Raw genomic sequence first — 25707 nt, forward strand, 5'->3', positions numbered from 1 at the left:
GCATTCAACCACCTTTATCCCGTCGATGCAACAACCTATTGTTCTCTCCGTCGGCGGCAAAGCCCGCCACCTCTCCCGAACATAGGTACTGCCATGAAGCTTCTGCACATCGACGCCAGCGTGCTTGGCGACAACTCCGTCTCCCGCCACCTGACCGCCGCCGTGGTGGCCCAGTTCAAGCAGCAGATCGACGGCCTGCAGGTTGATTATCGCGATCTTGACGCCAATCCGGTACCGCATCTGCGCAGCGGCTCGCTGGCCAGGACAGACCCGGCCGAAGCGGCCGATGCTGAACAGGTGCTCGAGCAGTTCCTGGCCGCAGACATCGTGGTGATCGGCGCGCCGATGTACAACTTCAGCGTGCCCTCCACCCTGAAGGCCTGGATCGACCGCGTGGCCGTGGCCGGGCGCACCTTCAAGTACACCGAGAACGGCCCGGTGGGCCTGGCCGGTGGCAAGCGGGTGATCGTGGTCAGCAGCCGTGGCGGCATCTACACCGATTCGCCGGCGGATTTCCAGGAGCCCTTCCTGCGCCAGACGTTTGCCTTCTGGGGCATCAACGACATCGAGTTCGTGCGTGCCGAGGGCATTGCCTATTCGCCGCAGCATCGTGAAGACGCCATTGCCGGTGCGCTGGCATCGTTGCCATCGCATGAGCCGGCAGAAGTGGCAGCGGCGTAACGCGTTCCAGCGTTCGGCGCCTCTCTCCCTCGTCTGGGCGCTGAACGCGGGCCGGGATTCCCTCCCCCATCCCGGCCCACCCTGGCGGCCCTGCTTTTGCGGGGCCGTTTTTTTTTGCCACCATGGGGCGATGGACTACATCGTGACGGCTGCGCACCGCAGCGAATTTCCGCACCCGATCACCCTGCACCGTGGGCAGGCACTGGTGGTTGGCGCGCGATATGAAGGGCCCGAGGGTTGGGAGGACTGGTTCCTGTGCGAAGCCGAAGGACAGCAGCCGGGTTTCGTGCCGGCGCCGGTGATCGGGCACGATGCGCAGGGTGGCGCGTTTGCCACGGAGGATTATTGCGCGCGGGAGCTGGATGTAGACCCGGGCCAGCAGTTGCGCGGCGTGCGCACCCTCAATGGGTGGGCGTGGTGTGTGCCGGCAGCTGGCGAGGCCGGTTGGGTGCCGCTGGAGAAGCTGCGCGTAGCAGGTTGATGGATTGCGTCATCCACGCATGGCGTGGATCTACGGCAAAGCCCAAGCCCCCGGTACGTGGATGCCGCACCGCGTCGGTAGACCCACGCCATGCGTGGATGCGGTGCCGACATGGCCGGCACCCATCAGAAGGCCGCCGGGCATGGCCCGGCGCTACCGGCTGATCAGCCGATGGTTTCGATGCCGCCCATGTACGGGCGCAGGACTTCAGGCACGGTGATGCTGCCGTCGGCGTTCTGGTAGTTCTCCATCACCGCGATCATCGCGCGGCCGACGGCCACGCCCGAGCCGTTCAGGGTGTGCGCCAGCTCCGGCTTGCCGGTGGCCGGGTTGCGCCAGCGGGCCTGCATGCGGCGCGCCTGGAAGTCACCACAGTTCGAGCACGAGGAAATCTCGCGATAGGTCTCCTGCGACGGCAGCCAGACTTCCAGGTCGTAGGTCTTGATGGCCGAGAAGCCCATGTCGCCGGTGCACAGCAGCACCTTGCGGTACGGCAGGCCCAGCTTCTCCAGCACCACTTCGGCGCAGCGGGTCATGCGCTGGTGCTCGGCGTCGCTGTCTTCCGGGCGGCAGATCGAAACCAGCTCGACCTTCTCGAACTGATGCTGGCGGATCATGCCGCGCACATCGCGGCCACCGCTGCCGGCTTCGGAACGGAAGCACAGCGAGTGGGCGGTCATGCGCAGGGGCAGGCGCTCGGCGTCGAGGATCTCGTCGCGGGCGATGTTGGTCAGCGAGATTTCCGAGGTCGAGATGAGGTAACGCTTCTGCTCACCCAGCTGGGTGATGAACATGTCCTCTTCGAACTTGGGCAGCTGGCCGGTGCCGTACAGGCTGTCGGCGTTGACGATCACCGGCACGTTGGTTTCCTGGTACTCGTGCTCGCCGCTGTGCAGGTCGAGCATGAACTGGGCCAGGGCGCGATGCAGGCGGGCGATCGGGCCACGCAGCACGGTGAAGCGCGAACCGGACAGCTTGGCGGCGGTCTCGCCGTCCAGCCACTTGTTGCGTGCGCCCAGTTCGACGTGGTCGAGCACCTTGAAATCGAACTGGCGCGGGGTACCCCAGCGCGACTGCTCGACGTTCTCGCTCTCGTCGGCGCCGGCCGGCACGTCATCGGCGGGAATGTTCGGGATGCCCATGGAGATCGTGTCGATCTTCTCGCGCAGCTCGTCCAGGGCCACTTCCGAGGCCTTCAGCTCATCGGCGAATGCGGCAACCTCGGCCATGATGGCCGAAACGTCCTCGCCCTTGGCCTTGGCCTGGCCGATGGCCTTGGAACGGCTGTTGCGCAGGCTCTGCAGCTCCTGGGTACGCACCTGGATGCGCTTGCGATCGGCCTCCAGTGACTCCAGGGCAGACACGTCGAGCTCGAAGCCGCGGCTGGTGCGCAGGCGTTCGGCGAGGTCGGCGGGCTGGTGGCGGAGCAGGGCTGGATCAAGCATGGCAGGCGTCGTGGTGGGTAACAGGAACGGGATTATCGCCTGTTATACGGAATTCTGCCGCCCAGTTCATTCCGGCCGTGGCAGAATCGAGGCATTCCGTACTGGTCTGGTCCATGTCTGCTCCCCGTCCGTCGCCTGCCAAGTCGTTCACCGTGCATATCCCGCGCAACGCCCTGAAGATCGCCGGCATCGCTTTCGGCGTGGGCATCCTGCTGTTCGTACTGGTCTGGCTGACCGGACGCGACAAGGAATTCTTCCGTGCCGACCCGGCCGCGCAGACGCCGCAGGAAACCGCCCAGGTGGAACCGCTGCCCGAACCCTTGGCCGCAGCGGCCGGTTCCAGCGACATGCCAGACGCCAAGCCGGCCCCGGTGCCGGACGAAGAAGATGCGCCGAAGCTGGTGGAAACCGCCCCGCCCCCGCCACCGGCCACGGTTGAACCCGCTCCGGCCGCCCCGGGCACTGCGGCACCGGCAACCGCCAACGCGCAGCCGATGCCGATTGCCGGCCAGTCGCCGCCACCGGCCTACCCCGCCGCCGCCCTGCGACGCGGCGAGGCGGGCAGCGTGGTGGTGCGGGTAGAGGTGGACGCCACCGGCTACCCGAACAACGTGACGGTGGTCCAGCGCAGCGGTTCCCGCGAGCTGGACCGTGCAGCGACCGACGCGGTGCGTCGCTGGCGCTTCAGCCCGGCAGTCAGCAATGGCCAGCCGGTACCCGGCAGCATTGAAGTGCCGTTCGACTTCAAGCCGCAGTAACTGAACGCTTCCCCGCAGAAAAGCTGAACCCTGCAGGTCGCGTTGACGCAATCCTGACACGCTGCGACGCCGCCTCGGGCAACACTCTGGGCGTCGTTACTGACGTGAGGAGTTTGCGATGACTGCCACCACCCACGAGAACCTTCATTCGCCGCAACTGCAGCAGGACGGCGCGCTCGAGCCGCGCACCGCCTCCCCTTGGCTTTGGCTGGCCCTGATCGTGGCAATGTTCGCCGCGGCACTGGTCTGGCTGCGATTCTCCAGCCATGACGACGTTGCGCCTGCCCCGGTAAGCGAGCGCATGCTGCCGGCCACGGAAACCCCGGTTGCCACCACGCCCGCCCCGGCTGCGCGACAGGCCGTGCCCGCGCAGAGCGAGCGCAAGGCAGCCCCGGCCGTACGCAACCGTGAGGCGCGTCCGCTGGCCAGCAACAGCAAGCCCAGTTATCCGGCTGCTGCGCTGCGCAGTGGCGTGCAGGGCAGCGTGGTTGCCAGCTTGAATGTGGATACGCGTGGCAACGTGACCGACGCTGCGATCGTGTCGCGCAGTGGTGAGCGCAGCCGCGACCTGGACCGTGCTGTGCTGAACACGGTGCAGGGCTGGAAGTTCGAGCCTGCCATGCACCAGGGCCGCGCGGTGGCCAGCGTGGTACGCGTGCCGGTGGATTTCCGTACCGTACAGCGTTGATCACCGGTTGACGCCTGAAATGAAAACGGAGGCCTCGGCCTCCGTTTTTTTTTGCGCGCGCGTTGGGTTTCCGCCGGGCATGGCCCGGCGCTACGGGAACAGGCGCCAAAGGGTAGCGCCGGGCCATGCCCGGCGAGCGCGGCGGCGCCGGGACTACCTCAGGCCAGGTTGAAGCCGGCGCTGCGTGCGAGGCCGTCGAAATCCGGGAAGGACGTTGCGACATTGGCGATGTCGTTGATGCGCACTTCGCCGTGGCTGATCTGGCCGGCAATGGCGAAGGCCATTGCGATGCGATGATCACCGTGGCTTTCAATGGTGCCACTGCCCAGCGATACGCCGCCGTGCAGGGTGGCACCATCTTCGGTTTCGTCCACCTGCATGCCCAGCGCGCGCAGGCCGGTCGCCATCGCGGCCAGGCGATCGGATTCCTTCACCCGCAGTTCGGCGGCGCCGGTCACCACGGTCTGGCCTTCGGCAGCAGCAGCGGCCACGAACAATGCCGGGAACTCGTCGATCATGTCCGGCACCAGCTCCTCGGGAATGCGCGCACCCTTCAGCGGCGCGTAGCGCACCAGCAGATCGGCCACCGGTTCGCCGCCCTGCTCTGCCGGGTTCTGTTCGGTGATGTCCGCGCCCATCAGGCGCAGCGCGTGCAGCAGGCCGGTGCGGCGCGGATTGAGGCCGACCTGCTTCAGGCGCAGTTTGGAGCCGGGAATGATGCTGGCCGCCACCAGGAAAAACGCGGCCGAGGAGAAGTCGGCCGGCACCACGATATCGGTCGCGCGCAGGCGCTGGCCGCCACGCAGGCGGGCCTTGCCCGGCGAGAACGCGATGTCCACGCCGAACGCGGACAGCATGCGCTCGGTGTAGTCGCGGGTCGGGTGCGGCTCAGTGACGCTGGTTTCGCCGTGCGCGTACAGGCCGGCCAGCAGCACGGCGGACTTGATCTGCGCACTGGCCACCGGCGAGGCAAAGTCGATGCCGTGCAGCGTCTGCCCGCCATGCACGTGCAGCGGTGGCGTGCCGTCTTCCTCGGTGTCGATCTTCGCGCCCATCTGCGACAGCGGACCGGTGACGCGGCGCATCGGACGGCCGGACAGCGATTCGTCGCCGACCAGCGTGCAGTCGAATGCCTGACCGGCCAGCAGGCCGGCCAGCAGGCGCATGCCGGTGCCGGCATTGCCACAGTCGAGCGGTGCGCTGGGTGCCTGCAGGCCATCGATGCCGACGCCGTGCACGACGCGCTGCGACGCACTGGGGGTTTCGATGCGCACGCCCAGCTGGCTGAAGATGCGCGCGGTGGCGCGGGTGTCTTCGCCTTCCAGGAAGCCTTCGATATGCGAGGTGCCATCGGCCAGTGCGGCGAACATCACCGAGCGGTGCGAGACCGACTTGTCGCCGGGAATGGTCAGGCTGCCCTGCAGGGGCTGGCCCTTGCGGGCGATCCAGTGCTGCGCGTTGCTCATCGTTGAATGGTTCCGTAAACGCCGGCTCGCCGGCGGTGCATCAGGGGCGGCGGCCGCAGCCGCCGCAGCAGGGATCAGGGCACGGCTACCGGATAGGAGCCAAGCACCTTGATCTGCGCCGAGTGCGCTTCCAGTTCGGCAAGTGCGGCCTGCATCGGCGCGTCGTCGATGTGACCGGCCAGGTCGATGAAGAAGCCGTATTCCCACTTGCCGTGGTGCGAGGGGCGCGACTCGATGCGGTTCATGCTGATGCCATGGCGCGCGAACGGGCTGAGCACATCGAACAGCGCGCCGGGCTTGTCATGGATGAACACCAGCACCGAGGTGCGGTCATGGCCGGAGGTCGGGAAGATGTTGCGACCCACCACCAGGAAACGGGTGGTGTTGTCGGCATCGTTCTGGATCGGCTTGGTGACGACCTTCTTCAGGCCGTACACATGGCCGGCGCTCTCGCCGCCGATGGCCGCTGCATCGTCGGCGTTGCGCGCACGGCGCGCGCCTTCGGCGTTGCTGGCCACCGGGATCTTCTCGGCCTTGGGCAGGTTGGCGCGCATCCATGCCGAGGTCTGCATGAACGACTGCGGATGGCCGTAAACGCGCTCGATGTCCTCGATGCGGCCGCTGCGCGACATCAGGTACTGCTGTACGCGCAGTTCCACTTCGCCGCAGATCTTCAGGTTGGAGGTGAGGAACATGTCCAGGGTGATCTGGATGGTGCCCTGCCCCGAGTTTTCCACCGGCACCACGCCGAAATCGGCGTTGCCCGCTTCCACTTCCTGGAACACTTCTTCGATGCTGGCCATCGGCAGGCCCAGCGCCGAGCGGCCGAAGTGCTTGAGCACGGCCTGCTGGCTGAAGGTACCTTCCGGGCCGAGGTAGCCGATCTTCAACGGCTCCTGCTGGGCCAGGCAGGCCGACATGATTTCGCGGTAGACGTGCACCAGCAGCTCATCGCTGAGCGGGCCTTCGTTGCGATCCACCACCATGCGCAGTACCTGCGCCTCCCGCTCGGGGCGGTAGTAATCGACGGCGGCGGCGAGCTTGCCCTTGGCCTTGCCGACCTGGTGGGCGAACTGTGCGCGCTCGGCAATCAGGCTCTGGATGTCACGGTCGATCTGGTCGATCTTCGAACGCACATCGGCCAGTGCCAGTGGCGCCAGGGTCGGCACCGCGGTTGCCTTCGACTTGCCCTTGGGCTTGGAAGTGGCGCTGTCCTTGGCCGGCTCGGCCTTCTTCGACGCCTTCTTGCTGGGTTTGCTTGCCATCGGAATTCCTTGTTGCGGGGCGCGCACCCGACGATGCGCGCCGTTCATTGCTCAGCCGTGACGCTGCTGGAAATCGGCCATGAAGGCGACCAGCGCCTCCGCCCCGGCCAGCGGCATGGCGTTGTAAAGCGAGGCGCGGATGCCACCGACCACCTTGTGACCCTTCAGCGCCAGCAGGCCGGCGGCCTTGGCATCGGCGACGAAACGGGCATCGAGGTCGGTGTTGGGCAGGAAGAACGGGATGTTCATCCTCGAGCGCGCCGAATGGGCGACCTCGTTGCGATAGAAGCCACCGGAGGCATCGATGGCGCCGTACACCAGCGCGGCCTTGGCGGCGTTGCGCTTGGCGAACTCGACCACGCCACCTTCGGCCAGCATCCACTTGAACACCAGACCGGCCAGGTACCAGTTCCAGGTGGGCGGGGTGTTGAGCATGGAATCGCGGGCGACGTGCGAGCGGTAATCGAAGATGTCCGCGCGTGGCTGGCCACTACGCTCCAGCAGGTCGCGACGGATGATCATCACCGCGATGCCGACCGGGCCCAGGTTCTTCTGCGCACCGGCATAGATGACACCGTAGCGGCGTACATCCAGCGGCTCGCTGGCGATGGACGAACTGAAGTCGGCCACCAGCGGCACGTTGCCGGTCTCGGGAACATCACGGAACTCGACGCCGTGGATGGTCTCGTTGGCAGTGATGTGCACGTAGGCGGCATCGGGAGAGAGCTGCCAACCGGCGCGCTCGGGCAGCTGGCGATACCCTTCGGCCTCGCTGCTGGCGGCGATGTTGACGTCCACGTGGGGGCTGGCCTGCTTGACTGCGGTCTTGCCCCAGTGGCCGGTGACCACGTAGTCGGCACGCTGGCCGGGGCTGGCGAAGTTGAGCGGGATCAACGCCTGCTGGGTGGTGGCACCACCGGGCAGGAACAGCACCGCATAGTCCTCGGGAATGTCGAGCAGGCGACGCAGGTCGGCCTCGGCCTCGGCGGCCACGGACATGAACTCCGGACCGCGATGGCTCATTTCCACGATGGAGGCACCGCTACCGTGCCAGTCCAGCATTTCCGCCTGCGCCTGGCGCAGGACCGATTCCGGCAACGTTGCAGGGCCGGCACTGAAGTTGAACGCGCGCGTCATGGCACACCTGTGGGGCAAGACCCCTAGTATGCCGCACCGCACCAGCCTTGCGGCCTTGTGGCGCAAGGGAAATTTGGTTGCATCCGTATCCATTGCCGCGTGTAGCACCGGTAGCCGCCAACCTTGGTTGGCGTACGCCGGCAGGCGTCATGGGTGCGGATGGAGCCTGCCAACCAAGGTTGGCATCTACCCGAGCGAGGGCCGGTAGCGCCGGGCCATGCCCGGCGGAACGAATTCAGCGCGCGCCGAACCAGAGCAGCAGGCTGAGCACGGCTGCCAGCAGCAACGCACTGCCCAGCAGCCACGGCCACCGCCGCACCCGACGCGGAGCGACCGGCACCACCGGTGCCTGTTCGGCTTCGTCGCTGCCTTCGTCATCGGCCAGTGGCGGTCGCCGGCGCGGGTCATGCGGCACTTCCAGCACGAACCGGTGCTGGCCGTCGAACACGACCTGGTCGCCGGCCTGCAGCCAGCAGTGGCGTACGGCAACGCCGTTGACCCGGGTGCCATCGGCACTGCCCAGGTCGCGCAGCAGTACCCGCTCGCCATGGACTTCCACCCGCGCGTGCTGTTCGGCGAAGGCGGGTTCATCGATCTCGATGTCGACATCGCTGCCACGGCCGATCACCCGCGTGCGCGACAGGGGGTAGCTGCGGCCGTGGTGCAGGCCGCCCACACCGCGCAGCAGGCGCTGCTCGTCACCGCTGCCTTCGACGCTGGCTGCCGGCGCCGGTGCCTGCAGCAGGGTGTCGACCTCGCCCTGCAGGACCATTTCCACGCCATCGACGTAGACCGCGTCGCCCGCCCTCAGCAGGGCCATGCGCCGCACCGGGCGACCATTCACATGGATCCCACGGATACCGTTGCCGACCTGCAGCCAGAGGCCGCGGTCGTCCATGCAGAACTGCGCAAGCAGCAGCGCGCCGTTGCCGGCATCACCGAGGCGCACGCTGCCGTTTGCCTGGCGCACGATGCGCTGCACCCCGGGCCGCAGCGGCTGGTCGGGCTGTTGTTGTTGACTGAAGTGAACTAGCAGGTTCTGCACGCGGCGCAGACTAGCAGGTTGGCCGCCCACGAAGAAGAACCTGCGATGAGCGCTTGGCGTGGGCGCCGTCGATGCGCACAATGCTCGCCCTCTCAATTGATCCCCGCCCTGCGCCAGGAGCCCGCATGTCCACCATCGATGTCCGCCACGCCCACGCCCTGCCCGACACCCAGGCACGTGAAGCGATCGAGCAGGTTGCCGCCAAGCTGGGCGAACGCTTCGGCCTGAAGTCGTCGTGGGCCGCCGACGTGCTGAATTTCTCCGGCAGTGGCGTGGACGGTGCGATCGAACTGCAGCCGGGCGCGGTGCGGGTCACGGCCAAGCTGGGCTTCCTGCTGTCGGCAATGAAGGGCATGGTGGAAAGCGAGATCCAGCGCGTGTTGAAGGAAAAGCTGGGCTGAACCTGCGCTGCGGCCATCACGGCCCAGCAACGGCGCGCCGCGCTACTCTCGGGGATAGGCCCAACTCCCACGGGGAATGCAATGAACCGTTACGAGAATGACGATCGCCGCGACGACGATGCCGGCTTCGGCGACCAGGCAGAGCGCTTTTCGCGCAAGCTGAGCGATTCGGCACAGCAGGTCTGGCTGGCCGGTCTGGGCGCCCTCGGGCGCGCGCAGGCAGAGGGAGGCCGTTTCTTCGATGGCCTGGTGAAGGAAGGCGAAGCCTGGGAAGCCCGCCGCCGTGAACGCAGCGGCGAGCAGGAACCGGGCTGGCGCGACAACGTCGAGCACTCGCTGGACGAAGCCCGCGAGAAGGCATCCGGAACCTGGGACAAGGTCAACAAGGCCTTCGATGACCAGGTGCAGGGCGTACTCAAGCGACTGCACGTGCCGACCGCCGATCAGGTGACCGCGCTGGAAGCCCGCATCGATGCCCTGAGCGCACGCCTGGCCAAGCTCGAACACCGCGCCTCCACCGACGTGGATGCCCCCTCGCCGGGCAGCCACCAGTCGCCGGGCAGCACGCCCTGAACCGCCTTTGTTGCAACGCAATAAATTTTCGTTGACAATCGCGTAGAACCCGCCAATCGCTTCGGCTGCCGTTTGCTCCCTCCCCTCACGGCTTCAGGATTGGCGGGTTTCTTCGTGTCTGGCGCATGCAGATCTGCGGGCTGCATCACGGTTGTTGTCGGGAACACCCTGACGCAATCAACCGGTCGGCCCTTTACACTGTGGGCTTCCGTTTTCGCCCCTTCCGTCGTCGCCCTGCATGCTTCCCTGGATTCTGGCCCTGCTGTCGGCCCTGCTTACCTGCACCCTGGCCACCGTCTACCTGTGGTGGTTCAAGCGTCGACGTACCGAAATGCAACTGGGCCTGCAGGCCTTGGCGGGCATGCACTGGCGCGAGTTTTCCGCCCTGATCAAGCGCATGCTGCGCGAGCAGCGGGGCCTGCGTGAACTGCAGGATCCGAGCGAGGAAAGCCGCGAGCCGAGCAGCGATTTCCTGCTCAGCGATGGACCGAACACCTGGCGGGTGTCGTGCAAGCACGGCCTGGCCTATCGCATCGGCACCGCTGCTGTGAACGAACTGGGTGCTGCCGCGCGGCTGGCAGGCGCCAAGGGCGGCATGCTGATCACCGAAGGCCGGGTTGAACGCGATGGCCTGGGCGCGGCGGAAAAGCAGGCAGTGGAAGTCATCGATGGTCCGCGCCTGTGGCCACTGCTGCAGCCCTACCTGCCGGCCGATGTTGAGACCCGCGTGCGCGCGATCGCCCGCCATGAAGCGCTACGCCGCATTGCCATCGCCGCACTGGCTTCAGTGACGCTGGGCCTGCTGGTCGGGCTTGGCCTGCAGGGCCTGCGCCCGGAACAGGCGGACTCGGTCCCAGCACCTGCCGTTGCACCTGTCGCGCCGCCGGCTGCACGTCCTGTGCCGACGCCCGCCGCGCCGGACAGCGCCGCGAATGCGCCCGCTTCCATGGTCGCCGCAGCCGCGCCGCAGAATGGCGACGACACGCGCAGCAATCCCAACCCGGACGCTGCCACGCTGGACCGCTACCAGGCAGAACTGGCGCGCGCGCTGGCGGGGCAATCCGGCATCGCCAGTGCTGTCTGGCTGACCCGGCAGACGCTGGCGATCAACCGCACCGGTGAACTGGAAACGGTGTGGCCACGCGTGTGCCAGGAAGTGCTGCGCTACCCCGCCCTGCGCAACGTGCGCGTGCAGCTCAACGCCCGCCCCGGTGTGGATGAGCCGGTGCGCTGGCGGCAGTGCGCGACGTATTGATGGGCTGCCGGGTGTAGCGCCGGGCGCGTGCCCGGTCGCCGTATCGTCAGCCCCGTGACGCCAGGTGCGCGATGTAACTGGAGCGCGACTCGCTGGCCGCCTTGGCCTGCGCATCCAGGCGCGCAAGGATACGGCGCGGCAAGCTGATGTTGACGCGCTCAATGGTGTCATCCAGCAACGATGGATCGATGCAGATGTAAGCGAGGATCCATCCTGCTGCAGCTCCGGCCTCGGCTACCACCTTCTGTGGCGATGAAGGGCGTGGAATCGAGCGGCCTGCATCCAGCGCGGCATCGATCCATGCCAGTGCCGCCTCTTCGGCAGACGTCAATGCACCGTCGAGTGTGTCGGCAGCCGAGAAGCAGCCAGGCAGGTCCGGCACGATCACGCTCCACGCGGTGCGTTCATCACCGGCCTCGATCAAGACTGGATATCGCATGAGGGCCTCCTACGTCAGTCCCGCAAGCTTCCGCAGTGCCTGCACCAACCCTTTTCCCAGATCCTTTTTGGGATGAGGAACGGTGATGATGTGAGGCCGGTACGGATGCACGAATACATGATGGGATCCGCGGATCCGGTTGCAGTACCCGCCCGCCGCTTCCAGCTCCCGGATGAGGTCCCTGCTTTTCATGCAGGAACCATACACATCGTACACACGCACCGACAGAGCGCAAGGCGACAGAGCCGGCAACGCCACGGCGAATGGGATGTCCGCCGCTATCGCGCCCCGGGTGCGAATCGGGCGACCAGGTCCCAGGCATCACCCAGGAACATCTGGCGCACGCGGGTGATCGGCTGTTCGCCGCGCCAGGTCAGGCGCTCGATCACCAGGCAGGCGGTACCGGGCTTCACGTCCAGCAGCCTGGCAGTGGGCGCATCGGCGCCCCAGGCGCTGATGCGATGCTGGGCGCGCGTCCACGACACGTTCTGCAGCAGCCAGCTGCCCGGCGCGGTGGTGCTGAAATCCACCTCCAGCACCTCGGGCACGCCGACCGGGCTGATCAGGCGATGCTCCAGCGCCAGCGGCCGGCCATCGGCCAGATGCAGGCAGCGCATCGCCAGCAACTGCTCGCTGCCGGCCAGTTCCACTTCGCCGGCGTTGGCTGCCTCGGCCAGGCGCAGTTCGCGCTGCAGCAGCCGGTAGCCGTACTGATGTCCGCGCGATCCGACCTCCATCGCGATGTCGGGGATCTCCAACGCCACCTGCTCCAGGTGCGGTGGCTGCCGAGCCACGAAGGAGCCCGCCCGGCGGCGGCGCTCGATCATGCCGCTCTCGGCCAGCGCCGTCAGCACCTTGTTCACCGTCATCCGCGAGCAACCGTACTGCTCCATCAGTTCGTGCTCGTACGGGATACGGAAGCCCGGCGCCCACTCTCCGCTGAGGATGCGGCTTTCCAGGTCGCTGCGGATGCGCTGGTTGAGCGTGGCGGACTTGCTGGCCTTCACGTGCTGGGGTCTCGATGGTGGGAGGCGATCAGCCCAGCACGCCACGCAGGGCAGCGGCGAAGGAGGTGGTGATGGCCTCGCGCTGCAGGTGGCGGCCCTCGGCCACGCACTGGCGGCCATGGCGCCAGACCGATCGCAGCGCGCCATTACGTGCGGCGAACACCCAGCTGTCAAGCCATGCGTCACCGTGTCGCGCCTGCAACGCGGGGTGCGCGGCATCCAGTTCAACCATGTCTGCGCTGGCACCCACCTGCAGGCCGGCGGCCACACCGAGCGCCTGGGCACCGCCCTGCAGCGCACCCTCGAACAGGAAGCGCCCGGTGCTGCGGCCGGCATCCGGGGCCAACACGTTGCGACCCCGCAGGGCCAGCCGCTGGCCGTATTCCAGCAGGCGCAGCTCTTCTGTGGCATCGATCAGCACGTTGGAATCGGAGCCGACACCGAAGCGCCCGCCCTCGCGCGCGAAGGCCTGCATCGGGAACAGGCCGTCGCCCAGGTTGGCCTCGGTGATCGGGCACAGCCCGGCCACGGCCTTGCTGGCGACCATCTGCGCGCGCTCGTCGTCGGTGATGTGGGTGGCGTGCACCAGGCACCAGCGCGCATCGACCGGCGCATGCTCGTACAGCCACTGCACCGGTCGCCGGCCACTCCATGCCAGGCAGGCCTCGACCTCGCGTACCTGCTCGGCAATATGGATGTGTATCGGGCCATCGGTCAGCGGCAGCAGTGCGCTCAGCTCGTCGCCGGTCACCGCGCGCAGGCTGTGCGGGGCGATGCCCAGCACCGCATCGGGCAGCGTGGCCAGCGCGGTGCGGGCGCCATCAAGCAGCTGCGCGAACCCGTCTACGTCATGGATGAGGCGGCGCTGTGCCGGGTTCGGCGGCGCGCCACCGAAATCGGCGTGGGCGTAGAACACCGGCAGCAGGGTCAGGCCGATGCCGGTCTGCGCGGCGGCAGCTGCAATCTGCGCGCTCATCTCGGCGCGATCGGCGTAGGGGCGGCCATCGGCATCGTGGTGCAGGTAGTGGAATTCGCCGACGCGGGTGAAGCCGCTTTCCAGCATTTCCATGTAGGCCTGGGCGGCGATGGCCTGCACTGCGTCCGGGCGCAGATGGGCCAGGAAGCGGTACATCAGTTCGCGCCAGCTCCAGAAACTGTCGCCGTCGCCGCCACCGATCTCGGTCAGGCCGGCCATGCCGCGCTGGAAGGCGTGGCTGTGCAGGTTCGGCAGGCCGGGCACCAGGATGCCCACGCGGGTATCACCCTGCTGCGCAGCCTGCCCACGCGTGACCGCGGCGATGCGCCCGTCCTGCACCTGCAGGCGGACGTCGGCGGCCCAGCCGTCGGCCAGCAGGGCATGGGCGGCATGGAAGGAGTGCGCGGGACGCGAATCGGACATGGCTGGACAACCCGAATTGGACGCCTATATTGTATAGACATATAAGCACAGCTGCGTTGTGGATGCCATGCACGTCGATACCCTCTGGTCCAACATCCACCTGATGACCCTCGATGGCGAGGGCCTGGGTGTCCTGCGCGATGGAGTACTGGCCGCCACTGATGGCCGCATCGTGCATGTCGGCCCCGCCGGCAGCGATGCCCAACTGCAGCCGACCACCCGCATCGACGGCGAAGGCCGCTGGATGTCGCCCGGTCTGATCGACTGCCACACCCACCTGGTCTACGCCGGCAACCGCGCCAACGAATTCGAGCAGCGCCTGCAGGGCGTGAGCTATGCCGAGATCGCCCGTGCCGGTGGCGGTATCGTCTCTACGGTGCGCGCCACCCGTGCTGCCTCGCCAGAGCAGTTGGCACGCGAGAGCCGGCCGCGCCTGCTGGCAATGCGCGCCGAAGGCGTGACCACCATCGAGATCAAATCCGGTTACGGCCTGACCCTGCAGGACGAGCGCAAGCAGCTGCAGGTGGCCCGCGCGCTGGGCGAGGAATGCCGGGTGAACGTAGTGCCGACCTTCCTCGGTGCGCACGCGGTGCCGCCCGGTCGCGAGGCGCAGGAATACACCGATGAGGTGTGCGAGGTGATGATTCCGGCCATCGCTGCAGAAGGCCTGGCCGAGGCCGTGGACATCTTCTGCGAGAACATCGCGTTCTCGCCGGCGCAAGCCCGCCAGGTATTCGACGCTGCGCGTGCGCATGGTCTGGCGATCAAGATCCACGCCGAACAACTGAGCAACCAGCATGGCGCTGAACTGGCGGCCGGTTTCGGTGCGCTGTCGGCCGACCATATCGAACATCTGGACGACGCTGGCATCGCCGCGATGGCCGCCGCCGGTACCGTCGCCGTGCTGCTGCCGGGCGCGTTCTACTTCACCCGCGATACCACCCTGCCGCCGATCGCCGCGCTGCGTGCGGCCGGCGTGCCGCTGGCACTGGCCACCGACAGCAACCCCGGCACCTCGCCGCTGACCAGCCCGCTGCTGGCAATGAACATGGGCGCCACCCTGTTCCGCCTGACCGTGGACGAGTGCATCGCCGGCTTCACCCGTGAAGCGGCGCGTGCGCTGGGCCATGGCGAGCGCATCGGCCGCCTGGCCGTCGGCATGGACTGCGACCTGGCGATCTGGGACATCGACGCCCCCGCCGACCTGGTCTATCGCATTGGATTCAACCCGCTGCACGCGCGCGTGATGCGCGGACAGCCCGACCTGCCTGCCTCCTGGAGCAACACATGAGCAACACCCTGGTTCTTCGCCCCGGTCATGTCACCCTCGCCCAGTGGCGGCAGGCGTATCGCGGTGCGCCGCTGTCGCTTGACCCGGCCGCGTTGCCGGCGGTGCGTGCCAGTGCCGCAACGGTGGCTGCCATCGTTTCCAAGGGCGCACCGGTGTATGGCATCAACACCGGTTTCGGCAAGCTGGCCAGCGTGCGCATCGAGCGCGAGGACCTGGCCACCCTGCAGCGGAACATCGTGCTCTCGCATGCCGCAGGCGTGGGCGAGCCGATGCCGGCCAATGTGGTGCGGCTGATGATGGCGTTGAAGCTGGTCAGCCTGGCCCAGGGTGCTTCCGGCGTGCGCGAGGAAACGCTGCTGCTGCTGGAAGCAATGCTGGTGAAAGGCGTGCTGCCGGTGGTGCCGGCGCAGGGCTCGGTCGGTGCTTCGGGCGACCTGGCACCGCTCTCGCATCTGGCCAGCGTGATGATCGGCGTCGGCGAGGCCTTCATCGGCGATGAACGCCTGCCCGCCGTGGACGCACTAGCACGCGCCGGCCTGCAGCCGGTGGAACTGGGCGCGAAGGAAGGCCTGGCCCTGCTCAACGGCACCCAGTTCTCCACCGCGTACGCACTGGCCGGCCTGTTTGAAATTGAAACCGTGTTCCAGGCCGCACTGGTCACCGGCGCGCTGTCGGTGGAAGCGGCCAAGGGCTCGGACACGCCGTTCGATCCGCGTATCCATGCGCTGCGTGGCCAGCGTGGGCAGATCGCCACCGCCGCCACCCTGCGCACGCTGATGCAGGATTCGGGCATCCGCGAATCGCACCGTGACAACGACGTGCGCGTGCAGGACCCGTACTGCCTGCGCTGCCAGCCGCAGGTGATGGGCGCGGCGCTGGACATCCTGCGCCAGGCTGCGACCACGCTGGAAATCGAAGCCAACGGCGTGTCCGACAACCCGCTGGTGTTCACCGATACCGGTGAGGCGCTGTCCGGCGGCAACTTCCACGCCGAGCCGGTAGCCTTCGCCGCCGACATGCTGGCGATGGCCGTGTGCGAAATCGGTTCGATCAGCGAGCGCCGCCTGGCGATGCTGGTCGACCCTGCGCTGTCCGGCCTGCCGGCCTTCCTGACCCCGCGTCCGGGTTTGAACTCCGGCTTCATGATTCCGCAGGTGACCGCTGCTGCGCTGGTGTCGGAAAACAAGCAGCGCGCCTACCCGGCCAGCGTCGATTCGATTCCCACCTCGGCCAACCAGGAAGACCACGTGTCGATGGCCGCGCACGGTGCACGCCGCCTGATGCAGATGGCCGAGAACGCGGCCAACGTGATCGGCATCGAGCTGCTGGCCGCTGCGCAGGGCTGCGACTTCCATGCGCCGCTGCGCTCCAGCAAGGCACTGGAAAGCGTGCGCGCCACGCTGCGTGCACAGGTGCCGATGCTGCAGGACGATCGCTATTTCCACCCGGACATGGTGATCGCAACCGATCTGGTCCGCAGCGGCGCATTGGCCAAGGGCCTGGCCGAGCTGTTGCCCACGGTGGAACCGCAGGCATGAACGGCCATCCCGAATGGCTGACCGTGCACGAAGGCGACGCGCCGCTGATCGTCAGCTTCCCGCACACCGGCAGCGAGCTGCCGCATGACCTGATCGGCGATTTCCACTCGCCGTGGCTGGCGCGCCGCGATGCCGACTGGTGGGTGCATGAGCTGTACGACTTCGCACGCGGCATGGGCGCGACCACCGTGCGCTCGGCAATCTCGCGTTCGGTGATCGACCTCAACCGCGACCCCAGCGGCGTGTCGCTGTACCCGGGGCAGAACACCACCGGCCTGTGCCCGCTGACCACCTTCGACAACCAGCCGCTGTACCACGCCGGTCGCGAGCCGGATGACGCCGAGATTGCCCGGCGCCGCGACACGTATTTCGCGCCGTACCACAACGCACTGGCCACGCAGATCGCACGCCTGCGTGCACGCCACGGCACCGTGGTGGTGTACGACGCGCATTCGATCCGTTCGCACATCCCGCACCTGTTCGAGGGCGAGTTGCCGCAGTTCAATCTCGGCACCGCCGGGCCGTCCGGTGCACCGGACACCTCCTGCGACAACGCGCTGAGCGATGTGGTGGAAAACCTGCTGGCGCTCAGCGGCATGAGCCAGGTGCGCAACGGCCGCTTCAAGGGCGGCTGGATCACCCGCCACTACAGCAGCATTGCCGGTGGTGTGCACAGCCTGCAGATGGAACTGGCCTGCCGCGGCTACATGCACGAACCACTACCCGACCAGGTGGACGAGCACAGCTGGCCCACCCCGCTCGACCCCGAACACGCCGCACCGCTGCGCCACACCCTGGCGCAGGTGCTCAATGCCTGCCTTGAATTCGCTACGAACCGGAGCGCCGCATGACCCGCAACGACCCGTCCCGCACCATTGCCGCACCGACCGGCACCACGCTCACCGCCAAGAGCTGGCTCACCGAAGCGCCGCTGCGCATGCTGATGAACAACCTGCACCCGGACGTGGCCGAGCGGCCGCAGGAGCTGGTGGTGTACGGCGGCATCGGCCGTGCCGCACGCGATTGGGAGAGCTTCGACGCCATCGTCGAAACCCTCAAGCGCCTGGACGATGACCAGACGCTGCTGGTGCAGTCGGGCAAGCCGGTGGGCGTGTTCCGCACCCATGCCGATGCACCGCGCGTGCTGATCGCCAACTCCAACCTGGTGCCGCGCTGGGCCAACTGGGATCACTTCAACGAGCTGGATAAGAAAGGTTTGGCGATGTATGGGCAGATGACCGCCGGCAGCTGGATCTACATCGGCGCACAGGGCATCGTCCAGGGCACCTACGAAACCTTCGTGGAAATGGGCCGCCAGCATTACAACGGCAGCCTGGCCGGCAAGTGGCTGTTCACCGGCGGGCTGGGCGGCATGGGTGGCGCGCAGCCGCTGGCCTCGGTGATGGCCGGCGCCTCCTGCCTGGCGGTGGAATGCCGCAAGAGCAGCATCGAGATGCGCCTGCGCACCGGCTACCTGGATACCTGGACCGACGATCTGGATGAGGCCCTGCGCCTGATCGAAGCATCGTGCACCGCCAAGAAGCCGCTGTCGGTGGGCCTGCTCGGTAACGTTGCCGACGTGCTGGACGAACTGCTGGTCCGCGGCGTGAAGCCGGACCTGCTGACCGACCAGACCTCCGCCCACGACCCGGTGAACGGTTACCTGCCGCAGGGCTGGACGGTGGAAGAATGGGATGCCAAGCGCGTGACCGCCCCGAAGGAAGTGGAAAAGGCCGCGCGTGCGTCGATGGCCAACCACATCCGCGCCATGCTCGGTTTCCACTCGCTGGGCGTGCCTACCGTGGATTACGGCAACAACCTGCGGCAGATGGCGCTGGAAGAAGGTGTCGAGGGTGCGTTCGATTTCCCGGGTTTCGTGCCGGCCTACATCCGGCCACTGTTCTGCCGTGGCATCGGCCCGTTCCGTTGGGCGGCGCTGAGCGGCGACCCGGAAGACATCGCCAAGACCGATGCCAAGGTGAAGGAGCTGATTCCGGACAACCCGCACCTGCACCGCTGGCTGGACATGGCCGCCGAGAAGATCAAGTTCCAGGGCCTGCCGGCGCGCATCTGCTGGGTCGGCCTGGGCGATCGTGATCGACTGGGCCTGGCCTTCAACGAGATGGTGGCCAACGGTGAACTGAAGGCGCCGGTGGTGATCGGTCGCGACCATCTGGACAGCGGCAGCGTGGCCTCGCCGAACCGCGAAACCGAAGCGATGGCCGACGGCTCCGATGCTGTGTCCGACTGGCCGCTGCTGAATGCCCTGCTCAACACCGCCAGTGGCGCGACGTGGGTGTCGCTGCACCATGGCGGCGGCGTGGGTATGGGCTTCTCGCAGCACGCCGGCATGGTGATCGTCTGCGATGGCACTGAAGCGGCGGCCAAGCGCATTGCACGCGTGCTGTGGAACGACCCGGCCACCGGCGTGATGCGCCATGCCGATGCGGGGTATGGGATCGCGATTGAGTGCGCGAAGGAGAAGGGTCTGGATCTGCCGGGGATCCTCGGCTGACCCAGCACCCGGGTAGGGCCGGCCGCTGGCCGGCACCGCCCGATGCATTGCCCGGTACCGCCGGGCATGGGCTCTGCTCTACAGGATTCACGCTGGTCGGATCACTTCCGGGCCAGCGGCTTCACATCAATCGCATAGCGTGGAAATGCAGGCGCGGCGAACTCCCTGAGCATATGCAGGTGCGGTTGAAGCTTGACCCTGTGCAAGTTGCCAGCTACGACTTCGCCGCCGCAAACCAGCGCTGGCTCAAAGCCATACACCTCGTCCGCCAGCAAGGGTCCGGACATGTTCACAGCCGTATCGAACAGCAATTCGTCGGTCCCATCCATCAGATCAAAGTCGTCAAGCTCCGCGCAAGCGAAAAACGCCCTGATGCCCCCCTCCTGCCGTGCGAGAGACTTGGGTCTCAAACAGTTCTGAAGAGCAAATACTTCACTGCGGATCGGATCGATGCTCACTCCAACGCCTGATGCTTCGCCGCATAGGTAGAGCCGTCCAAACCCGCTTCTGGCAAACACATGGTAGGTATCGATCAGGGAAAATGGAGTACCAGCCAACCACGAGTGCATCAGGCCTTCGTAGTCCTCGGGATTGACCGTCCACAGCCGTCCATTGCCATAGTTCGCCCATCCATCCCGACGCCAATAGCTCAAGAGCGATTCGGGCAAGATACCCGTCCACTTGGAGAAGCTGGTCTCTGGCACCGGATCGTGTTCAGTTGCCTCTCCGAAGCTCTCGATGAAGAGCGCGAAATCCTCATCCTCTTCCATTGCGCCTCCCATCCAAGGCTATCTCGTCGGTTTGGACTGAGGCGCTCTTATATCTGGTGCTTCATCAGATTCTAAGAGTTGTTTACGACAGGCCATTGGAAATTCACGCATTCACATAGGCGCCCGCCTCCGCTTGACCCGTTGCCCGCCGCTGACCAACATGCGCCATCACCGTTGATGGGACACCGCGATGTACCACACCCTTGCTGCCGCATTGCTCTGCGCCCTCTTCGCCGCTCCGATCGCTTCTGCGCGTGAATCCCCTGGCGATCTTTCCAATCAGCTCAACACCCAGCTGCAGACCAACCGCGAGCGCTACGGCATCGCCGGCCAGGCCGTGCTGGTCGCCCACAACGGCCAGGTGCTGTACAAGGGCGCCAGCGGTGAACGTGATCCCGCTACCCATGCACCGGCCACCGTCGATTCCATTTTCGCCGCGCAGTCGATGGCCAAGCTGCTGACCAGCACGCTGGTGATGCAATTGGTCGATCAGGGCAAGGTGGATCTGGATGCACCAGCCAGCCGCTATGTTCCGTAGCTACCGATTGCATGGCAGGCAATCCACGTGCGCGATTTTCTCAACCACAGCTCCGGCATCGGCGAGTACTACGATCGTGTCGACAACCGCTGGGTGAGCAAAGGCTACGCCGGTGTGGCCCCTGACCTTGGCGCTGCACTGAAGGTGGCCGGCGCGGCGCCGATGCAGTTCGCTACCGGCAGCCGCGTGCAGTACACCCAGGCCAACTACCTGGTGCTGACCGCCTTGCTGGAAGCGCATTACCGCAAGCCCTACCCAGCCATCGCGCGCGAACGCATCCTGCAGCCATTGAAGATGGCCAGCACTTCATGGGGCGTCACCAGCGTGCCAGCCAAGCGCGCGGCGGTGCCTTACATCGGCAAGGACGGCCAACTGCAGCCGGCCAATGAAGACCCCTGGCCGGACTACGGCTGGGGCCATGCCGACCTGCAGACCACCGTGGGCGACATGAACCGTTTACTGCAGGCGCTGGCGACCGGCAAGCTGGTGCGCACGGCGACCCTGGAAAAACTCTGGCAGCCGCAGAAACTGAGCGGTGGCGGCAGCAATTTCTTCTCCACCGGTTGGGATACCACACGCAGTGATGGCTACACCCAGGTTGGCCACGACGGTGGCACCCGCGTGCGTGCACGACTGGCCTACAAGGACAGCCTGGCCAGCGGCTACTGGGTGTTCGTTTACTTCACCAATGGCAGTGCGCGCAATGTGTGGTCGAGCACGCTGGTGGAGAGCACGATGGCGGTGGCGGCACCGCAGGAGTTCCCGCATGCGGTGCTGTCCGCGCGTCTGATCATTTATGCGTCGGATCAGGCGGCCGGCGCGGCCCAGGCAATGCGGGACTGGTTGCAGGACAACAACCGCATCACCGGCAGCGAACGCGAACGCGCGATCAATACCGGCGGCTACGCGATCCGCGAGAGCCTGGGCGCGGGCAAGGCACTGAAGGTATTTACCCTCAACACCGAGCTGTACCCGGATTCGGCCAATGCCTGGGACAGTCTGGCCGAGTGCCACGCCGCGCTGGGCGATGCCGAGACTGCAAAGGCGCTGTATGCGAAGGCGAAGGCGCTGGCGCTGGCGCTGGCGAGCATAGATAACCATCTGAAATGACATCGGGGGCACTTGTCTGGGTGTTATGGCTGCCCGGGACCTCAAAAGGACCTCTTCCAGACGTCTAGCAGAATACAACCACTGAGTGCAACACCGACCATCCGACCCATTGCGAAACCTTCGGTCGCATGTAGTATTCGTCGACCACCGCTGACGGCAAACACCTTGCCTCAGGCAAAATTAACGATGGAATTCATAAAGCAACAGAAACAGGGGATGGCATGGCAAGGAAGAAGATTTCAGAGGTATTTACACCCAGGCGCTCTGACATCAACGAGAAAATGTATGTGGGCCGGCCAAGCTTGGAGAAGTCTCTACTTCGAGCCATAGAAGGATCGCAGCACGTTCTCCTATGCGGTGAGAGTGGCAACGGAAAGACATGGCTTTACAGAAAAGTGCTTCATGGAAATTATTATTACATCGCAGCAAATTGTGCAAATGCGTCACACTGCTCATCGATAACGAGAGAAATCGAACAAATATCATTCAACGATGGCGATTCAAAGAAAATTTCTTATGTGGAAAGCAAAGGTGCTGGCCTAAAAGCTTTTGTTGCAGATGCCAACGTATCCCACACGGGATCGTACGAGTTGCGACAGCAGGACCCCCTACTTGAAGCATTGAAGAACATATCGAAAAGAAGCCCAACTGAATCCTCAATCATTGTCCTTGAGAATCTTGAATCAATATTCAACTCTCCGGAATTGATGGATGAGCTGGCCAGGATAATCCTTCTTCTTGATGACCCTCGATACGCGGCGACAAAAGTAAAATTCCTCATAGTAGGAACGCCGACAGGAGTCATTGAATATTTCTCAAAAACTAAAAATCTCGACTCGGTTTCAAATCGAATATCCGAGCTCCCCAAGGTTGGCGGCCTAAGCGACAAGGAGGTTAAGCAACTCGTCACAAAGGGGTTTGTTCATGAACTCTCGATCAATATAAGCGAGAACGAGATTGTCTTCCTCGCGGATCACATTTTCAACGTGACAATGGGAGTTGCCCAGCGTGTTCATGAGTACTGCGAGCAACTCGCTTTCCAGATTGAAGACAATGACTGGAACTACAACAAGGATCTTATCAAGAACGCAGACTGGGCTTGGCTTACAGGAGGTCTTCGACAGTCATATGCAGTACTTGAAGGGAAACTCAACAGCAGAGACACGTCTGTAGCACGTAGAAATCAGGCTATATTCTCGATTGGCAAGATCAGGGTCCATCAGTTCGATACCGCGATAATCGAAGCGCACATCCGTCGCGAATTCCCTGAAACCGTAAAGGGGAAGAATCTTGGGATCAGCACCATCCTGACTGAGCTAACTGCCGAGCCAGACCCCTTACTAATCAGAAATCAGAAGACGGGGCAATATCGCGTCAAGGATCCTAGGTACGTCATGTGTATCCGCACAGCCCTGTTCAAAGACGTACATTCAGGGAAAGTTCGCAAGCGAAATTTTATCGCGGGCTGATTCTGATGTGCACGGTGAGATGACCCGCCGAGGTAGTGCCAAGGCGCTTTTTGCGAAATTGAAAGCGCTGGCGAAACAACCTATGTAGCGTTGAGCCATCCTCGACTGGCGCACTTGTGGAGCCGAGCCGATGCTCGGCTCCGTAAGAAAAGCAGCCGAGCATGGGCTCGGCTCTACAGGTGCAGCATCCCCCCCCTACGCCGCCGATGGGTGACGTATCGGTGCCGACCTGTTAACTTGCGCGCCACTTTCGTGGTTTACAGCATTCCGGCATGTCGCTCTCGTCGTACCGCCCCACCCCCTCGCTGCTGTTTCTGGCCGTTTCCCTCTGCCTAGCTTCCACCGCCGCTGCCGCCCCACAGGCCACCACGCTGGACGCGGTGCAGGTCACTGCCGCCGATGCCAGCGCGCAGGCGCGCGAGGCGCTGAAGCGCGTGCCGGGCGCCAGCAACGTGATCGACGTGGCCAAGGCGGACAGCCGCCTGTCCAGCAGCGCCGACGTGTTGGCCTACCAGCCCGGCATCAGCGCGCAGTCGCCGGGCAACGAAGGCACCAAGGTGTCGATCCGCGGCTCGGGCATCAACCGCGGCCCGGGGGCACATGCTTCCGGCATCACGGTGTCGATCGACGGCCTACCGCTGACCGGCCCGGGCGGCACGCCTTACGAACTGCTGGAACCGTTGTGGCTGTCACGCGTGGAAGTGCTGCGCGGTGCCAACGGCTTCGAACGCGGGGCGCTGGCACTGGGCGGAGCCATCGACTACATCAGCCGCAGCGGTCGCGACTCGGCTGGCGTGCAGCTGCACTACGAAGCCGGCAGCCGCGGCTATCAGAAGCGCGGGATCAGCTGGGGCGGCGTCAGCGGTGACGTCGATTACTTCCTGGCCTATACAGATACCGAATTCGATGGCTACCAGCGCCATGCGGCCGGCGATGGCAAGGGCGCGATGGCCAACATCGGCTGGCAGATCACCCCCGATCTGCAGACCCGCTTCTTCGTGCGCTACCGCGAAACCAACCACGAGACACCCGGGCGCCTGACCCGCGAGCAGATCCGCAATGATCCGCGCGCGGCGAACGCGGCCAACCTGGCCATCGATGCGCGCCGTCCGCAACCGGGCAGCACCTGGGTGGGCAATGTCACGACCCTGCAGATCGACGAGGTTTCCTCGCTGCAGGCCGGGCTGGTCCATCACAAGTACCCGATGGACTTGAACGAGAGCCTGTACCGCCAGCAGCTGGACTACGCCAATCTCAACGCCACGCTGGACTACCGCCGCCGGCATACGCTGTTCGGCCTGGACAGCGAGACCACCATCGGCCTGCGCGTAACCCATGACCTGGATGCCGATGTGCGCGAGTCGCTGCGCTTTGCCAGCAACGGTTATGCCGCCGGCACCCGCACGCGCGATTTCCGCCACCACGGCACCGACAGCACGCTGCACATCGGCAACAGCCTGGCCGTGAATGATCGCCTGCGTGTACAGACCGGTTTTGCACTGATCAACACCCGCCGCGATGTGCAGGTCACCTGGCCGAGCAGCGGCGGCCGCCTGCGCGACCACGACTGGGATTACGCGCCGCGGCTGGGCTTCACCTGGCAGCAGACGCCGCAGACGCAGTGGTTCGGCAACCTCAGCCGTTCGGTGGAAGCGCCGCACCCGTGGTCGATGATCTGGGGCTCGAACCAGTATTTCGGCGCGGGCAATGGTCCGTCCACCGGCCGCCAGCGCGCGCCGGTGCCGATGCATAACCAGACCGCCACCACGCTGGAACTCGGCGCACGCGGCGAAGCGGCGCTCGGTCGTTGGGAATTGACCGGCTACTACGCGCACGTGAACCACGAGCTGCTGAGCGTGGAACTACAGCCGGTGCCGAACCTGTTCATCGCTGAGAACAACGCCAGCCCCACCGTGCACCGTGGCATCGAGGTCGGTCTGGACAGCACCTTGTGGCAGGCTGCACCGGGCCGTCTGTCGTTGCGCCAGGCGTACACCTTCAGCGATTTCCGCTATCGCCATGACACGCGCTTCGGCAGCAACCGCCTGCCCGGCCTGCCGCGCCACGCCTATCAGGCCGAACTGCGCTTCGACCACGCCTCGGGCCTGTATGCCGCACTGAACACCGAGTACGCCTCACGCATCGCGGTGGACTACGCCAACAGCTATTGGGCCGACAGCCACGTCATCTTCGGTAGTCGCATCGGCTACGACGCACCGGGCGGCCGCTGGCAGCTGTGGGCGGAGATGCGCAACATCGCTGACCGCCACTACGCCGCCACCGTCACCCCCGGCTACAACGATGCCGGCAAGGACGTGGCGCGCTCGACGCCCGGCGAAGGCCGCGGCGTGTATGCGGGCGTGCGCTGGCGCTTCGACTGATTCGCAACTCGAGCGCCGGGGATGGCCCGGCACTGCTGGGATCACGCAATGCGCC

The 25707-nt window shown here is 65.6% G+C and carries 23 protein-coding genes and 1 pseudogene; 14 read left to right on the forward strand and 10 right to left on the reverse strand.

Annotated elements, in window-relative coordinates; translation table 11 throughout:
* Positions 1-93 precede the first annotated feature (93 nt).
* Both LMF57_RS12410 and LMF57_RS12415 read left to right on the forward strand, forming a co-directional pair.
* Complete coding sequence (locus LMF57_RS12410; RefSeq protein ID WP_117310731.1) at positions 94-681, forward strand: NAD(P)H-dependent oxidoreductase; 588 nt, start codon at positions 94-96, stop codon at positions 679-681.
* A 130-nt stretch (positions 682-811) separates the two neighbouring features.
* On the forward strand, positions 812-1162 hold the full coding sequence (locus LMF57_RS12415) for a ligand-binding protein SH3 (protein ID WP_117310732.1): 351 nt from the start codon (positions 812-814) through the stop codon (positions 1160-1162).
* Positions 1163-1326: 164 nt separating this feature from the next.
* On the opposite strand, the gene serS is transcribed toward LMF57_RS12415, so the two are convergent.
* Entirely contained in the window at positions 1327-2607 is a 1281-nt protein-coding gene (serS, locus tag LMF57_RS12420; RefSeq protein ID WP_117310733.1) for a serine--tRNA ligase, read from the reverse strand.
* Between the two features lie 113 nt (positions 2608-2720).
* Between serS and LMF57_RS12425 the strand changes: the two genes are divergently transcribed.
* Together LMF57_RS12425 and LMF57_RS12430 are read left to right on the forward strand one after the other, a co-directional pair.
* Positions 2721-3365, forward strand: coding sequence for an energy transducer TonB (locus LMF57_RS12425; RefSeq protein ID WP_208082753.1), 645 nt, complete (start codon positions 2721-2723; stop codon positions 3363-3365).
* Positions 3366-3483: 118 nt separating this feature from the next.
* Positions 3484-4053 (forward strand): energy transducer TonB, encoded by a 570-nt coding sequence (locus tag LMF57_RS12430; protein ID WP_229289969.1) that lies wholly within the window; start codon positions 3484-3486, stop codon positions 4051-4053.
* 158 nt (positions 4054-4211) lie between these two features.
* Here LMF57_RS12430 and aroA read toward each other — a convergent pair whose 3' ends face one another.
* The 4 genes from aroA to LMF57_RS12450 all read right to left on the reverse strand — a co-directional run bounded on the left by aroA (position 4212) and on the right by LMF57_RS12450 (position 8966).
* Positions 4212-5519, reverse strand: a complete 1308-nt coding sequence (gene aroA / locus LMF57_RS12435; protein WP_229289970.1) for a 3-phosphoshikimate 1-carboxyvinyltransferase — start codon at positions 5517-5519, stop codon at positions 4212-4214.
* Between the two features lie 74 nt (positions 5520-5593).
* A complete protein-coding gene (pheA, locus tag LMF57_RS12440) occupies positions 5594-6784 on the reverse strand; it encodes a prephenate dehydratase (protein WP_025878757.1) in 1191 nt (396 codons plus the stop codon).
* A gap of 51 nt (positions 6785-6835) precedes the next feature.
* Entirely contained in the window at positions 6836-7921 is a 1086-nt protein-coding gene (gene serC, locus LMF57_RS12445) for a 3-phosphoserine/phosphohydroxythreonine transaminase (protein ID WP_229289971.1), read from the reverse strand.
* A gap of 235 nt (positions 7922-8156) precedes the next feature.
* Positions 8157-8966, reverse strand: coding sequence for an FHA domain-containing protein (locus tag LMF57_RS12450; protein ID WP_100460401.1), 810 nt, complete (start codon positions 8964-8966; stop codon positions 8157-8159).
* 125 nt (positions 8967-9091) lie between these two features.
* On the opposite strand from LMF57_RS12450, the gene LMF57_RS12455 reads away from it, so the two are divergent.
* The 3 genes from LMF57_RS12455 to LMF57_RS12465 all read left to right on the forward strand — a co-directional run bounded on the left by LMF57_RS12455 (position 9092) and on the right by LMF57_RS12465 (position 11195).
* Complete coding sequence (locus tag LMF57_RS12455; RefSeq protein ID WP_117310737.1) at positions 9092-9367, forward strand: polyhydroxyalkanoic acid system family protein; 276 nt, start codon at positions 9092-9094, stop codon at positions 9365-9367.
* 81 nt (positions 9368-9448) lie between these two features.
* Positions 9449-9940, forward strand: a complete 492-nt coding sequence (locus LMF57_RS12460) for a phasin family protein (protein ID WP_117310738.1) — start codon at positions 9449-9451, stop codon at positions 9938-9940.
* 238 nt (positions 9941-10178) lie between these two features.
* Positions 10179-11195, forward strand: a complete 1017-nt coding sequence (locus LMF57_RS12465) for a restriction endonuclease (RefSeq protein WP_229289972.1) — start codon at positions 10179-10181, stop codon at positions 11193-11195.
* A 46-nt stretch (positions 11196-11241) separates the two neighbouring features.
* Here the strand turns inward: LMF57_RS12465 and LMF57_RS12470 are convergent, their stop codons facing one another.
* The 4 genes from LMF57_RS12470 to LMF57_RS12485 all read right to left on the reverse strand — a co-directional run bounded on the left by LMF57_RS12470 (position 11242) and on the right by LMF57_RS12485 (position 14040).
* Positions 11242-11634 (reverse strand): type II toxin-antitoxin system HicB family antitoxin, encoded by a 393-nt coding sequence (locus LMF57_RS12470; RefSeq protein ID WP_229289973.1) that lies wholly within the window; start codon positions 11632-11634, stop codon positions 11242-11244.
* A gap of 9 nt (positions 11635-11643) precedes the next feature.
* Complete coding sequence (locus LMF57_RS12475; protein WP_229289974.1) at positions 11644-11826, reverse strand: type II toxin-antitoxin system HicA family toxin; 183 nt, start codon at positions 11824-11826, stop codon at positions 11644-11646.
* A gap of 86 nt (positions 11827-11912) precedes the next feature.
* The gene (gene hutC, locus LMF57_RS12480; protein ID WP_093819095.1) at positions 11913-12641 is read right to left on the reverse strand and encodes a histidine utilization repressor; all 729 of its coding nucleotides are present in this window, start codon (positions 12639-12641) and stop codon (positions 11913-11915) included.
* 28 nt (positions 12642-12669) lie between these two features.
* Entirely contained in the window at positions 12670-14040 is a 1371-nt protein-coding gene (locus tag LMF57_RS12485) for a formimidoylglutamate deiminase (RefSeq protein WP_229289975.1), read from the reverse strand.
* 67 nt (positions 14041-14107) lie between these two features.
* On the opposite strand from LMF57_RS12485, the gene hutI reads away from it, so the two are divergent.
* From hutI to hutU, 4 genes are read left to right on the forward strand one after another with little or no spacing between them, the layout of a single operon-like run.
* Complete coding sequence (hutI, locus tag LMF57_RS12490) at positions 14108-15331, forward strand: imidazolonepropionase (protein WP_208082373.1); 1224 nt, start codon at positions 14108-14110, stop codon at positions 15329-15331.
* A complete protein-coding gene (hutH, locus tag LMF57_RS12495; protein ID WP_229289976.1) occupies positions 15328-16869 on the forward strand; it encodes a histidine ammonia-lyase in 1542 nt (513 codons plus the stop codon). Before hutI ends, hutH begins: the two co-directional genes overlap by 4 nt.
* Entirely contained in the window at positions 16866-17720 is an 855-nt protein-coding gene (gene hutG / locus LMF57_RS12500; RefSeq protein WP_032976262.1) for an N-formylglutamate deformylase, read from the forward strand. The genes hutH and hutG overlap by 4 nt, the downstream gene beginning before the upstream one ends.
* Positions 17717-19384, forward strand: a complete 1668-nt coding sequence (gene hutU, locus LMF57_RS12505) for a urocanate hydratase (protein WP_229289977.1) — start codon at positions 17717-17719, stop codon at positions 19382-19384. The genes hutG and hutU overlap by 4 nt, the downstream gene beginning before the upstream one ends.
* 101 nt (positions 19385-19485) lie before the next feature.
* Here the strand turns inward: hutU and LMF57_RS12510 are convergent, their stop codons facing one another.
* Positions 19486-20154, reverse strand: coding sequence for a GAD-like domain-containing protein (locus LMF57_RS12510; protein ID WP_229289978.1), 669 nt, complete (start codon positions 20152-20154; stop codon positions 19486-19488).
* 190 nt (positions 20155-20344) lie between these two features.
* On the opposite strand from LMF57_RS12510, the pseudogene LMF57_RS12515 reads away from it, so the two are divergent.
* From LMF57_RS12515 to LMF57_RS12525, 3 genes and pseudogenes are all read left to right on the forward strand, one after another.
* Positions 20345-21802 (forward strand): annotated as a pseudogene (locus tag LMF57_RS12515) (serine hydrolase domain-containing protein).
* Between the two features lie 221 nt (positions 21803-22023).
* Positions 22024-23271, forward strand: a complete 1248-nt coding sequence (locus tag LMF57_RS12520; RefSeq protein ID WP_229289979.1) for an AAA family ATPase — start codon at positions 22024-22026, stop codon at positions 23269-23271.
* A gap of 272 nt (positions 23272-23543) precedes the next feature.
* On the forward strand, positions 23544-25652 hold the full coding sequence (locus LMF57_RS12525) for a TonB-dependent receptor (protein ID WP_229289980.1): 2109 nt from the start codon (positions 23544-23546) through the stop codon (positions 25650-25652).
* Positions 25653-25707: the final 55 nt, after the last annotated feature.

Source organism: Stenotrophomonas sp. SI-NJAU-1, from assembly GCF_020883215.1.
Classification (GTDB): domain Bacteria; phylum Pseudomonadota; class Gammaproteobacteria; order Xanthomonadales; family Xanthomonadaceae; genus Stenotrophomonas; species Stenotrophomonas indicatrix.